Consider the following 13,499-nt stretch of genomic DNA (forward strand, 5'->3'; position numbering starts at 1 on the left):
CGCCTGTCGCGGATCGCGGTTTCCCGGGTCCGGATCCGGCGATATGCGACAGGCGAGCGCGAAAGGAGGGACGCGACAGGCGGCGCGGGATCAGCCGAGCGGCTTCACCTCGAGCTGGCCGGGCGTGGCACCGGCCGGCAACGTCGCGAAGGCGGTGTAACCGTCGTTCGCCGCCCGCTCGAGCAGACCCTTGAGGTTCTTCGTCCGCTGCTCCAGCCGCACCCGCGCACCGGATGCCACGAAGGCCGCCTTGTGGGCGAGGAGCTCGGCCATCGGCACGTCGCGGTCGTGGACGAGGACGATCGCGATGTCGTCGGCACCCGACGCGTCCGCGAGCAGGTCGACGATGCGCTCGAAGCCGATCGAGAACCCGACCGCAGGAACGTCCTGACCGAGGAACCGCCCGATCATGCCGTCATAACGCCCGCCGCCGCCCAGCGAGTAGCCGACGCTCGGGTGGGCGAGCTCGAAGATCGTGCCGGTGTAGTAGCCCATGCCGCGCACGAGGAACGGGTCGAAGACGAGCGGCACGTCACCGCCGCCGCGCGCGGCCGCCACCGTCGCCCCCAGCGACACCAGGTGGGCCACGACGTCGTCGGGGACGCCGTCGGGCAGTGCGGCGCGGATCTGGGGCTCGCCGAAGGGGTGCTGCTCCCCCGCGTGCGGCCGGGTGAGGAAGGCCTCGAGGGCGTCCGCCGCCGTCGCGGTGGCTCCGCGGTCGCGCAGTTCCGCGACGACCCCGGCGGGACCGATCTTGTCGAGCTTGTCGATCGTGATGAGCACCCCGGGGCGCTCATCGGCGGTGAAGCCGAAGACGTCGAGCATCGCGTCGAGCAGTCGGCGGTCATTGATGCGGATGCTGCCACCCTCGAGGCCCAGCGCGTCGAGCGCGTCGAGGCTCGCGACGATGAGCTCCGCCTCCGCGCGCGCCGACGCGTCGCCGATGATGTCGATGTCGCACTGCACGAACTGGCGGTAGCGACCCTTCTGCGGGCGCTCGGCGCGCCACACCGGGGCGATCTGGATCGAGCGGAACACACTCGGAAGCTCCGCGCGGTGGGTGGCGTAGAACCGCGCCAAGGGCACCGTGAGGTCGTAGCGCAGGCCGAGGTCGGCGAGCGCCGCGACGTCGAGGGCCGGCGCGTCGGCGGCGGCCCGCACCGCGTCGGCATCCAGCCCGCGCTTGAGGATGTTGAAGGCGAGCTTCTCGTTGTCGCCGCCGATGCCGGCATGGAGGCGACCGTACTCCTCGAGCACGGGGGTCTCGATCTCGTCGAACCCGTGGGCGCGGTAGCGCTCACGGATGACGGCGAGCACGCGCTCGCGACGGGTCTTGTCTGCGGGGAGGAAGTCGCGCATGCCGCGCGGCGGATTGACGGATGCCACGGAACGATTCTCTCAGGAACCCCGGGGGTGCTCCGCCGCGCGGATCTCCCCCTCCAGACCCCGCAGTCGCTCGCGCAGCGCACGCTCGGCGTCCCACCCGCGGGCGCGGGCCGTTGCGACGAGTGCGAGCAGGGCGTCACCGAGCGCCGCCTCATCGCCGAGAGCGGGGGCGGGTGCCGGGGGCGGCGCATCGCCGTCGAAGGGCGCGGCGACCGTGACCCCCACCGACGCTGCCTTGCCGAGCAGCTTCTGCGCGAGGGCGAGCGAGGGCATGTGCCGCGACACCCCGTCGAGCACGCTGGTGCGGGCGTGCTTCTCGGCGGCCTTCGCCGCGTTCCAGTGCACGAGCACCTCTTCGGGTGTGGTCGCGGTCTCGCCGGCGAAGACGTGCGGATGCCGCCGCACCATCTTCTCGGTGAGGTCACGGGCGACGTCGTCGATGTCGAACGGGTCGTCGGGGTCGCTCGCGGCCACCTGTGCGTGGAACAGCACCTGCCAGAGCAGGTCGCCGAGCTCCTCGCGGAGGTCCTCGCGGGACCCCGCCTCGACGGCATCCACGAGTTCGGCCGCCTCTTCCACCAGGTAGGGCACGAGCGCACGGTGGTCGATCTGCTGCGTCCAGACGCACCGCTCGCGTACCGCGCGCATGGTGTCGGCGGCGGCGCGGAGCGCGTCGTCCCCGTCGGATGCGGGCAGTGCGGAAGCGTCGCTGGTGGTCACCGCACCATTGTGCCCGTCAGTTCAGCTGACCGCCCGTGGGCGACGGCGGGCGCGGTGCCTGCTCGCGGTCTGATTCGGACGTGGCCAGGCGCCGGAAGTGGCGCGCGCGCTGCGAGACGAGCAGGCCCGCGACGATCAGGGCGATGCCCGACCCCGCCAGCACACCGAGCGTCGCCTCGTCGCGCACGAGGGGGTCGCCGGCGAACGCCAGTTCCGACAGCAGGAGCGAGACGGTGAACCCGATGCCGCCGAGCGAGCCCGCGGCGAGCAGGTCCAGGAGGGACAGGTGCGGCGCCGCCCCCCGGTTGCCGATCCGCAGCGAGATCCAGCCGAAGAGCGTGATGCCGATGATCTTGCCGACCGGCAGCCCGACGACGATGCCCCAGAACGCCGGCGACAGCTCGGTCGGCGACACCTGGGGGATGACGACCAGTGCGGCGGAGAACGCGAACAGCGGCAGCACGATGCCGTTGACCCACGGCTCGAGGGCGTGTCGGGTGCGCAGCGCCGGACGCTGGGCCATCGCGAGCCCCAGGGCGACGCCGGCGAGCGTGGCGTGCACGCCGGAGAGGTAGACCAGCACCCACGCGGCGATCGCGAGGAGCACCAGCAGGATCGTGAGCGGGACACGGGCGCGCGTGTCGAGTCGGCGGCTGAGCACCCCGAAGACGATGACGGCGAGCGCAGCGAGCGCGAGCAGGCCGATGTTGACGTCGGTGGTGAAGAGCACCGCGATGAAGACGATGCCGACGATGTCGTCGAGGATCGCCAGCGCCAGCAGGAAAATGCGGATGCCGGAGGGCAGCCCCTTGCCGAAGACGGCGAGCACGCCGAGGGCGAAGGCGATGTCCGTCGCGGTGGGGATGGGCCAGCCCGCGGCGGAGTCGGATCCGCCGGCGAAGATCAGGAAGATCACGATGGGCACCAGCACGCCACCTGCAGCCGCGATCGCCGGCTGCAGGGCGCGGCGTGCGGAGTTGAGCTCGCCGTTGGTGAGCTCGAACTGCAGCTCGACAGCCACGGTGAAGAAGAAGATGGCGAGCAGGCCGTCCTGCACCCAGTGCCCCACCGACATCTCGAAGACGCCGGGAATGCCGACGTACGTCTCCTTGACACCCACGACGGCCTCGCCGAGCGGCGTGTTCGCGATGATCAGGGCGGCGATGGCGGCCGTGAGCAGGATGACGGCGGGCAATCGCGCCGAGCGCAGCAAGGACATCGGACCTCCAGGGGTCGGGTGGCAGCTTCCGCCCTCGACACCCGAGCGCGAGCCGACCAGACTTCCCGGCGCACCGGCGTCCATCGTAGCGAAGCGAAATGCAACCGCGGCGTCGCGTTAGCGTTGAACCCATGCGTGAAGTCACCCCCACCGAGGCCATCGATCTGGTCGGCCGCTTCGAAGCCGGTCAGGAACTGCCCGAGCAGATGCGCGCCGACGTGCGCCTGCTGGGGGCACTGCTGGGCGACGTGCTGCGTGAGAGCGGCACCCCCGGCCTGTACGACGACGTGGAGCGGCTGCGGACGGCGACGATCCAGGCGTACACCGACGAGACGGATGCCGCCTACCGGCGTGCCGCGGCGATCGCCGACGGCTTCACGCTGGCCCGTGCCGAAGAGGTCGCCCGAGCCTTCACCTGCTACTTCCACCTCGTGAACCTCGCCGAAGAGCACCAGCGCGTGCGCATCCTGCGCGAGCGCGACGCCGATCCCGACCGGGCCGACGTCGACACGGTGGCCGCCGCGTACGGACGCCTCTCCGAGGAGGTCGGCGACGACGTCGCGCTCGAGCGGCTGCGCGCCCTGCGCTTTCACCCCGTCTTCACCGCTCACCCCACCGAGGCGCGCCGCCGTGCGGTGTCCACCGGCATCCGCCGCCTGGCCGGCCTGCTGATCGAACACGACGCGTCGTTGCCCACGAGCACGGAGCGACGCCGCGTCGAGGGCCGCATGCTCGAGGAGATCGACACGCTCTGGCGCACCGCGCCACTGCGCCCCGAGAAGCCGTCGCCCACCGACGAGGTGCGCTCGGTGATGAGCGTCTTCGACGAGACCCTCTTCACCGCCGTGCCGCAGGTCTACCGCCGCGTCGACGACGCGCTGCAGGGGCCGCTCGCCGGCAGCCGCCCGCCCGTCGTGGCTCCGTTCGTGCGCCTGGGCACCTGGGTGGGTGGAGACCGCGACGGGAACCCCTTCGTCACCGCCGCCGTCACCCGCCGCGCCGCGGCGATCGCGAGCGAGCACGTGCTGCTCGGCCTCGAGCGCGCCGCGAACCGCATCGGTCGCGCGCTCACGCTGGATGCCGCCACCACCCCTCCCAGCGACGAGCTCCTCGCCCTCTGGCACCGGCTGCGGGCGAGCGACGAGGACGCCGCCGACGAGATCGCCAAGCGCTCCCCCGATGAGCCCCACCGCCGGGTGCTGCTGCTGATCGCGCGCCGGATCGCCGCCACCGGCGCCCGCAACGCCGACCTGGCGTACACGGAGCCGGAGCAGCTGCTGGCACACCTGCGGGTCATCCAGGACTCGCTCGTGCAGGGAAACGCCGCGCGCCAGGCGTACGGCGCGCTGCAGCAGCTCATCTGGCAGGTGGAGACCTACGGCTTCCACCTCGCCGAGCTCGAAGTGCGACAGCACTCCGACGTGCACAAGAAGGTGCTGGCCGAGCTCGACGCCGGCGGCCCCCGCAGCGACCTCACCGAGGAGGTGCTGGACACCTTCCGCGCCGTCGCGTTCGTGCAGGAGCGCTACGGCATCCGCGCCGCCGGTCGCTACATCGTCTCGTTCACCCGCTCCGCCGACGACCTCGCCGCCGTCCACCGCCTCGCCCGCTACGCCGTCGGCCCGGGAGGCACTCCCCCGACCCTCGACGTCATTCCGCTGTTCGAGACGTTCGCCGACCTGCAGGCGGCCCCCGGCATCCTCGCCGAGATCGTCGAGCACCCGCAGTTCCAGGCGCGCCTGGAGGCGACGGGTCGCCGACTGGAGGTCATGCTCGGCTATTCCGACTCGTCCAAGGACGTCGGACCCGTCGCCGCGAACCTCGCGCTCTACGAGGCGCAGGCGAAGATCGGCGCGTGGGCCCAGACCAACGGCATCGAACTGACGCTGTTCCACGGCCGCGGCGGCGCCCTCGGGCGCGGCGGCGGGCCGGCCAACTCCGCGATCCTCGCGCAGCCGCCGCACTCCGTCGACGGCCGGTTCAAGCTCACCGAGCAGGGTGAGGTGATCTTCGCCCGCTACGGCGACCCCGCCATCGCGATGCGCCACATCGACCAGGTGGCCGCGGCGATCCTGCTGGCATCCGCCCCCTCCAACGAGGAGCGCAACAGCGCTGCGGCGGCACGGTACGCCGACGTCGCCGCCACGATGGACGCGGCCTCGCGGGAGCGGTTCTTCTCGCTCGTGAAGGCGCCGGGGTTCGCCCCCTGGTTCGCGACCGTGACGCCGATGGAAGAGGTCGGCATGCTGGCGCTCGGCTCGCGCCCCGCCCGGCGCGGCCTCTCGGTCGAGTCCCTGGAGGACCTCCGCGCCATCCCGTGGGTGTTCGCGTGGACGCAGGCGCGCATCAACCTGGCCGGCTGGTTCGGCCTCGGCACGGCGCTGCAGGCGGTGGGCGACGAGCCGCTGCTGCGTGAGGCGTACGAGCAGTGGCCGCTGCTGCGCACCCTCGTCGACAACGTCGCGATGAGCCTCGCCAAGGCCGACCCGCGCATCGCTCGCGAGTACCTGCAGCTCGGCGACCGGCCCGATCTCGCGGACCTCGTGATGGACGAGATGACCCTCACCCGTGACTGGGTCATCCGTCTGACCGGCGGCCGAGACCTGCTGGCGAGCAAGCCGGTGCTGCAGCGGGCGGTGAAGATGCGCAGCCCCTACGTCGACGCGCTGTCGCTGCTGCAGCTGCGGGCGCTGCGCGCACTGCGCGAGAACGGGATGAGTGAGACGGATGCCGCCGACACCCGGCACCTGCTGCTGCTGTCCGTATCGGGCGTCGCCGCGGGCCTGCAGAACACCGGGTGAGCGCGCGGGCGGGTCGTTTCGCGGGGCGCGCGCGGCCCAACTCCTCGACTTCGTGCGCCTGAGCGCGGAGTCAGCCCTGATTCGGCCCACCAGGGCCCGTTCTTGAGGAGTTGAGCACGCCGGACGGATGCCGGAGCTGTTCGTCCGCGCGCCGGGCCCGTGCCCGCGGCATCCGTGACGTCACACGCGTCGGGGCCCTCGTGAACCGCGGGTAGGGTGGAGCGGGCCGTTTCGCGCGGTCTGCCTCACCCGTCGGCAAGAAAGCTCCACCTGTGACCGAGACCCTCGTCGCCCTGCCCGCCTCTGTCCGCGACGTCTTCGAGACCGTCGTCGCGCGAAACCCGCACGAACCCGAGTTCCAGCAGGCCGTGCACGAGGTGCTCTCCTCCATCGCCCCCGTGCTGGAGCGGCATCCGCAGTTCGTCGAGGGCGGCATCCTCGAGCGCATCGTGGAGCCGGAGCGGCAGATCATGTTCCGCGTGCCGTGGGTCGATGATGCCGGGCGCCTGCAGGTCAACCGCGGCTTCCGCGTGCAGTTCTCCTCGGTGCTGGGTCCCTACAAGGGCGGCCTGCGCTTCCACCCGTCGGTGAACCTGTCGATCATCAAGTTCCTCGGCTTCGAGCAGATCTTCAAGAACGCGCTCACCGGGCAGGGCATCGGCGGCGCCAAGGGCGGCAGCGACTTCGACCCCCACGGCCGGTCGGATGCCGAGATCATGCGCTTCTGCCAGTCGTTCATGAACGAGCTGTACCGCCACCTGGGCGAGCACACCGACGTGCCGGCCGGTGACATCGGCGTGGGGGCCCGCGAGATCGGATACCTCTTCGGCCAGTACCGCAAGATCACCAACCGCCACGAATCCGGGATGTTCACCGGCAAGGGCGTGCAGTGGGGCGGGGCCGAGGTGCGCACCGAGGCGACCGGTTACGGCGCGGTGTTCTTCGCGCAGGAGATGCTGGCCGTCCACGGCGACTCCCTGCACGGCAAGCGCGTCGCCGTCTCGGGCGCGGGCAACGTGGCGGTCTACGCGATCGACAAGGCCTACCAGCTGGGCGCGACCCCGGTGACGGCATCGGACTCGTCCGGGTACGTCGTCGACGACGCCGGCATCGACCTCGTGCTGCTGCGCCAGGTGAAGGAGATCGACCGCGAGCGGATCTCGGCGTACGCCGCGCAGCGTCCCCGCGCCCGCTTCGTCGAGGGCAGGCGGCCGTGGGAGGTGCCGGTGGATGTCGCGATTCCCTCGGCAACGCAGAACGAGCTCGACGCGGACGACGCGGACATGCTCATCGCCAACGGGGTGCGCGCGGTCGCCGAGGGCGCAAACATGCCGTCGACGCCGGGGGCGGTCGCGGCCTTCCAGCGCGCCGGGGTGCTGTTCGGCCCGGGTAAGGCCGCCAACGCCGGCGGCGTCGCGACATCCGCGCTGGAGATGAGCCAGAACGCGTCGCGTCAGCGCTGGAGCTTCGCCGACAGCGAGCGCAAGCTGCAGGCCATCATGAAGGGCGTGCACGACTCGGCCTTCGCTGCCGCCGAGCGCTACGGGCACCCGGGCGACTACGTCGTCGGCGCGAACTCCGCCGGCTTCGAGCGGGTCGCCCACGCGATGCTGGCCCAGGGCGTCATCTGACGCGAGTGAGTATTCGCGGCGTCGAGTGAGTATTCGCGGCGCCGAGTGAGTACTCGCGGCACCGAGTGAGTACTCGCGGCACGGAGTGAGTATTCGCGGCGGCGAGTGCTCTCCTGCGTCCCTTCCCGGGCTTCGGTCGTCGCGAACGGACCCTCCGGGCGCCGCAACGGGACAGACGCGACCACTGAACCGCTCCAAGAGCGGGGTCTACCGTCCTGGGGGCGCTCGGTCGCCGCGAACGGACCCCGCCGCGCGCGGCAAGGGCCGAACGCGACCACCGAACCCACGCCGAGGCCCGGGCCGCTCCGCCGGTGGCCGCTGGGTCGTCGCAAACGGACCCCTCCTCACATAGGGGCGCGCATGCGATGAGGGACCTAGGTTGGCGCCGGGCGCGAGACGTAGAATGCCGCACTCGCCGCGCTGAGTACTCACTCGGCGCAGCGAGTACTCACTCGGCGCAGCGAATACTCACTCGGCGCAGCGAATACTCACTCGACGTGCGTGATCTCGCAATCCGAGCCCGGAGACAGAATGCCCTCGTGGCCGTCGTCGAACGTGACCGTGAGCAGCGGCGACGTCGGGTCGCCGGTGACCTCCGTCACGATGCCCTCGCGCTCCGGCGCGCCCACGGTGCGACCGTGGATGCGGATGCGATCCCCCACTGCGGCTTTCATCGTCGACCACCTCCGGCGCCCACCGTACGACGCCCCGGGCACGCGCGCGAGGGGGTGAGCGTCAGCCGGCCGCCTTCTCCTGCACCGCCGGCGCCGAAAGCGGGAAGAACTGGTCCAGCAGCTGCGAGACCCAGGCGATGAGATCCCGGTCCGCGAGCGCCTCACCACCGGCGGTCGGCATCGGCACGACCATCGCGTCTCCCCCGGCCAGCAGCTTGCCCTTGGGGTACAGCCGCTGCAGGCGCACGCGCAGCGAGTCGGGCAGGTGCGCGGGCGCGACGCGCAGGTTCGGGCCCATCGCCACGACGTCGGTGAGCCCGGACTGGGCGGCCCGCCGCCGCAGTCGCGCCACGGCGAACAGCCCCTCCGTCTCGGGCGGCAGGTCGCCGTACCGGTCCGTCAGCTCCTCGATGACGAGGTCGATGGCGTCGTCCTTGGCGGTGGCGGATGCCGCCGCCGAGAGCTTCTGGTAGGCCTCGAGGCGCAGCCGCTCGCTGTCGATGTACGACTCCGGGATCCGGGCCTGCACCGGCAGCTCCAGCCGCAGCTCGGCCGGCCCTTCGACATCCTCGCCACGGAACGTGGCGACGGCCTCGCCGATCATCCGGAGGTACAGGTCGAAGCCCACCCCGGCGATGTGCCCGGCCTGCTCGGCGCCCAAGAGGTTGCCGGCACCGCGGAGTTCCAGGTCCTTGAGCGCCACCTGCATCCCCGACCCCAGGTCGTTGTTCACCGCGATCGTCTCCAGACGGTCGGCGGCGGTCTCACTCAGCGGCTTCATGTCGTCGTACAGGAAATAGGCGTACGCCCGCTCCCGCCCGCGCCCGACGCGGCCGCGCAGCTGGTGCAGCTGGCTGAGACCGTACTTGTCGGCGCGGTCGATGATGATCGTGTTGGCGTTGGAGATGTCGAGGCCCGTCTCGATGATCGTGGTGCACACCAGCACGTCGGCTCGGCGCTCCCAGAAGTCGTCGACGACCTGCTCCAGGGCGTGCTCGCCCATCTGGCCGTGCGCCACGGCGACGCGGGCCTCCGGGACGATCTCGGCGAGGTGCGCGGCGACCCGCTGGATGGACGACACCCGGTTGTGCACGTAGAACACCTGTCCTTCGCGCAGCAGCTCGCGACGGATGGCGGCGGCGATCTGCTTGTCGCTGCGCGCGCCGACATACGTGAGGATCGGATGCCGGTCCTCGGGCGGGGTCTGCAGCGTCGACATCTCCCGGATGCCGGTGACCGCCATCTCGAGCGTGCGCGGGATGGGCGTCGCGCTCATCGCGAGAAGGTCGACGTTGGTCTTGAGCTTCTTCAGCTGCTCCTTGTGCTCGACACCGAAGCGCTGCTCCTCATCGATGATCAGCAGGCCGAGGTCCTTGAAGATGACCTTCTCGGTGAGGATGCGGTGCGTGCCGATGACCATGTCGACGGTGCCGTCCAAGAGTCCCGCGACGACCTCGCGGGCCTCTTTGTCGCTCTGGAAGCGCGAGAGGGCGCGCACCTTGACCGGGAATCCGGCGAAGCGCTCCGTGAACGTCTCCAGGTGCTGCTTGACCAGCAGCGTGGTCGGTACGAGCATCGCGACCTGCTTGCCGTCCTGGATCGCCTTGAAGGCCGCCCGCACCGCCACCTCGGTCTTGCCGAACCCGACGTCTCCCGACAGCAGCCGGTCCATCGGGATCGGCTTCTCCATGTCTGCCTTGATCTCGTCGATCGTCTGCAGCTGGTCGGGGGTCTCGGCGAAGGGGAAGGCCTCTTCCAGCTCCCGCTGCCAGGGGGTGTCCGGGCCGAACGCGTGGCCCTTGGCCGCCATGCGCGCCGAGTACAGCTTCACGAGGTCCACCGCGATGTCCCGCACCGCGCGGCGCGCCTTGCTCTTGGCCTGCGCCCAGTCGCTGCCGCCCATCTTGGACAGTGCCGGGGCCTCGCCTCCGACGTATTTCGACAGCAGGTCCAGTTGATCGGTGGGGACGTAGAGCTTGTCGCCCGGGTACCCGCGCTTGGAGGGAGCGTATTCCAGCACGAGGTACTCGCGCTGGGTCTTCACGGCGTTGCGGCCGCCGCTGGAGACCTCGCGCTGCATCAGCTCGACGAAGCGGCCGATGCCGTGGGTGGCGTGGACGACGTAGTCCCCTGCCTTCAGCTGCAGCGGGTCGACGACATTGCGGCGACGCGAGGCGAGCTTCTTCACGACGCGACCGTCGCTGCCGATCGTGCGGCCGTAGAACTCCGACTCGGTGAGCACGGCGACCTTGGCGTCGGGCACCTCGAAACCGCGCTCCAGGGTCGCGACGACCGTCAGCGCGACGCCTGTCTCGGGGATGCCGTGCACATCCGGCACTTCCCGCGCGGCGAGGCCGCGGTCCGCCAGCACCGCGCGGGCGCGTTCGACCAGTCCCGCCCCGGACGCAGCCACGACGACGCGCCAGCCGTCCGCCAGCAGCTCGCCGATGTGGGCGGTCGCGCCGTCGACGTTGCCGTGGAAGGACGGCACGGGACGGGCGGACACCCGCACGGCGGCGGCGTGCTCCAGCGCGACGTCGACGTCGATGAGGCCCTCAGCCGTGGCATCCGCTGCCCCGGAGTCGAACGCGCTGAACGTCCACCACACCCCGTCGCGGTCGTGCGCGGCCTGCTGCAGCTGCGGGAGGGTGAGGAAGTCGCCGGCCCCGAGGTCGACGGGGCTGTCGGCGCCGGCGGTGGCTGCGCTCCACGCCGCCTCGAGGAACTCGCGGTTGGTGTCACCCAGCGTCATCGCGCGCGTGATCGAGCGCTCGGGGTCCAGGAGTGCGGCCGCGGTGCCGCGCGGGAGGTAGTCGGCGATCGTGACGATCTCATCCACCAGCACCGGCAGGAGGGATTCCATGCCCTCGGCCGGGATGCCCTCCGCCATCTTCTCCAGCATGCCGGCGAGTCCCGGGTACTGCCCGGCCAGGCCGCGGGCCCGCTCACGGACCGCCTCGGTGAGCAGCAGCTCCCGGCTCGGGATGAGGGTGACCTCCTTCACCTCGCCCGGAAGCGAGCGCTGGTCGGCGACCGAGAACGCGCGGATCTCGTCCACCTCGTCGCCGAAGAACTCGACGCGGTACGGGTGATCGGCGACGGGAGGGAAGACGTCGAGGATGCCGCCGCGCATCGCGAATTCGCCCCGTCGGGAGACCATGTCGACGCGGTGGTACGCCAGCTCGACGAGCCGCCGGGCGACGTCGCCGAGATCGTGGCCGCGGGCGCCGGCCACCAAGTGCACGGCATCGATGTCGGTGAGCCCGCCGGCGATGGGCTGCACGGCGCTGCGGACGGAGGCCGTGACGACGAGGGGCACCGTGCCGTCCCACGCGGCGACATCCCGCAGGACCGCAAGGCGCTGCCCGACCGTTTCGGCGCTCGGGCTCAGCCGTTCATGCGGCAGCGTCTCCCACGCCGGGAAATGATGCACGATCGCGCCCGGAAGCATCTCCCCCAGCGCCATGCCGAGCGACTCGGCGCGGCGGCCGGTCGGAGCGATCGCGAGGAGGGCGGCCGGTTTGCCTGCCTCGCGGCGACGCTCGATGAGCGCGGCGAGAAGCGGGGCGTCGAGGCCTTCGACGATCGAGAAGTCGGTGTCGACCGGCGCTGAGTCCACCGCCTCCCGGAAGGAGTCGGCCTGCATGAGGGCGCGCACGATCCCGGGAACTGTCACGCTACGAGTCTACGACCGCCGACGGACACCCACTCCTAGGATGGGGCCGTGAGCGACCACCCCGCGCCTTCGGCATCCCAGCCCCCGTATCCCACGCCGTCCGCCGCACCGCCGATGTACGGCTACCCGGTGCAGGCCTTCGCCGGGCCGCCGCCCTTGCGCGCGCCGCAGGCCGCGCGCCCGGCGACGCTCGGGACTGTCGCGCTCGTGCTGGCGCTCGCGGCCGCCGTGCTCGCCTCAGTGATCGCCGCCGTCGCATGCGTGCGGGTCGGTGAGGTCGCCGGGGCGGCGATCCTCGCGGGCCGGGCCACCGAGTTCGACTGGGCCTACCTCGCTCCCGCGCGGGGGTCGGTGCTGGCCGCGGAGCTGAGCTTCTGGGCCGGCACCGCGCTGGGAACCTGGGCGCTCGTGCAGGGGATCGTCGCGATCGCGCAGCAGCGGGGTCGCGGACAGGGCGTTGCCGCGGTGGTGGCGGCGGCGCTCGGTCCCGCGGTGTTCGCCGTGGCCGTCGTGATCGCCTTCAGCGCCGGCACGTCCGGCTCCCTCTGACGCCGAGTGAGTATTCGTCGCGCCGAGTGAGTATTCGCGGTGCCGAGTGAGTATTCACAATGCCGAGTGAGTACCCGCGGTGCCGAGTGAGTACCCGCCGCTATATAGATGATCCGTGCGAGCGGAGGCGAATACTCACTCGCGAGCACGAATACTCACTCGCGAGCACGAATACTCACTCGCGAGGGGCGTGATGACGCTGCTGCGCGGCGAGGAGGCCCTCGCCGATGAGCTGCTCCACAGCGTCGGCGGCATCGGAGACCAGTACCGGCAGCGTCTTCCGCTCGGTCGGGCCGAACGGGTCCAGCACCCAGTCCGCCGCATCCTGCCGTCCCGGCGGCCGGCCGATCCCCACCCGCACCCGCGCGAAGTCGGGGGTTCCGAGAGCCTTGGCGACGTCGCGGACGCCGTTGTGTCCCCCGTGCCCGCCGCCGACCTTGAGCTTGATGGTGTCGAACGGGATGTCCAGCTCGTCATGCACGACGACCACACGCTCGGGCGGCACCCCGTAGAAGGATGCCAGGTTGGCCACCGGCCCACCCGACACGTTCATGAAGCTGTTGGGCTTGGCCAGCACGATCTTGTCGCCACCCGGGCGCAGCCACGTCTCGGCCGCGCGGGCGTTCGCCTTGTGCGCACGGAACGTCTCGGAGCGCCGCGAGGCGAGCTCGTCCACGACCATCTGCCCGATGTTGTGCCGCGTCATCTCATACCGGGGGCCGGGATTGCCCAGTCCCACCACGAGCCAGGTGTCAGCCATGTCATCCATCCTGTCGGAGCGACGCGCCCCATCACCGCGAGCGACCCGCGCCATCGCCGCGAGCAACGCGCCCGATCACCGCG

The 13,499-nt window shown here is 71.3% G+C and carries 9 protein-coding genes; 3 read left to right on the top strand and 6 right to left on the bottom strand.

The annotated features are described in order from the left end of the window. Nucleotides 1–90: 90 nt before the first annotated feature. From hisS to QNO14_RS09275, 3 genes are all read right to left on the bottom strand, one after another. Nucleotides 91–1,359: a histidine--tRNA ligase gene (hisS, locus tag QNO14_RS09265; RefSeq protein ID WP_257505309.1), complete on the bottom strand. Its 1,269-nt coding sequence runs from the start codon at nt 1,357–1,359 to the stop codon at nt 91–93. A 39-nt stretch (nt 1,360–1,398) separates the two neighbouring features. Beyond that, complete coding sequence (locus tag QNO14_RS09270) at nt 1,399–2,034, bottom strand: MazG nucleotide pyrophosphohydrolase domain-containing protein (protein WP_257505310.1); 636 nt, start codon at nt 2,032–2,034, stop codon at nt 1,399–1,401. Nucleotides 2,035–2,122: 88 nt separating this feature from the next. Beyond that, nucleotides 2,123–3,325, bottom strand: coding sequence for a Na+/H+ antiporter NhaA (locus QNO14_RS09275; protein WP_257505035.1), 1,203 nt, complete (start codon nt 3,323–3,325; stop codon nt 2,123–2,125). 131 nt (nt 3,326–3,456) lie between these two features. On the opposite strand from QNO14_RS09275, the gene QNO14_RS09280 reads away from it, so the two are divergent. Together QNO14_RS09280 and gdhA are read left to right on the top strand one after the other, a co-directional pair. Next, nucleotides 3,457–6,126: a phosphoenolpyruvate carboxylase gene (locus QNO14_RS09280; protein ID WP_257496042.1), complete on the top strand. Its 2,670-nt coding sequence runs from the start codon at nt 3,457–3,459 to the stop codon at nt 6,124–6,126. A 293-nt stretch (nt 6,127–6,419) separates the two neighbouring features. Further along, on the top strand, nt 6,420–7,757 hold the full coding sequence (gdhA, locus tag QNO14_RS09285; RefSeq protein ID WP_306814648.1) for an NADP-specific glutamate dehydrogenase: 1,338 nt from the start codon (nt 6,420–6,422) through the stop codon (nt 7,755–7,757). A 488-nt stretch (nt 7,758–8,245) separates the two neighbouring features. Here gdhA and QNO14_RS09290 read toward each other — a convergent pair whose 3' ends face one another. Then, nucleotides 8,246–8,431 carry a DUF1918 domain-containing protein gene (locus QNO14_RS09290; protein ID WP_257496040.1) on the bottom strand — a complete coding sequence of 62 codons (186 nt, stop codon included), beginning with the start codon at nt 8,429–8,431 and terminating at the stop codon, nt 8,246–8,248. Nucleotides 8,432–8,492: 61 nt separating this feature from the next. Further along, the gene (gene mfd, locus QNO14_RS09295) at nt 8,493–12,107 is read right to left on the bottom strand and encodes a transcription-repair coupling factor (RefSeq protein WP_257496039.1); all 3,615 of its coding nucleotides are present in this window, start codon (nt 12,105–12,107) and stop codon (nt 8,493–8,495) included. 48 nt (nt 12,108–12,155) lie between these two features. On the opposite strand from mfd, the gene QNO14_RS09300 reads away from it, so the two are divergent. Continuing rightward, nucleotides 12,156–12,656, top strand: a complete 501-nt coding sequence (locus tag QNO14_RS09300) for a hypothetical protein (RefSeq protein ID WP_257505037.1) — start codon at nt 12,156–12,158, stop codon at nt 12,654–12,656. Between the two features lie 175 nt (nt 12,657–12,831). Here QNO14_RS09300 and pth read toward each other — a convergent pair whose 3' ends face one another. Further along, on the bottom strand, nt 12,832–13,416 hold the full coding sequence (pth, locus tag QNO14_RS09305) for an aminoacyl-tRNA hydrolase (protein WP_257496036.1): 585 nt from the start codon (nt 13,414–13,416) through the stop codon (nt 12,832–12,834). Nucleotides 13,417–13,499: the final 83 nt, after the last annotated feature.

Source organism: Microbacterium sp. zg-Y625, from assembly GCF_030246925.1.
Lineage (GTDB): Bacteria > Actinomycetota > Actinomycetes > Actinomycetales > Microbacteriaceae > Microbacterium > Microbacterium jiangjiandongii.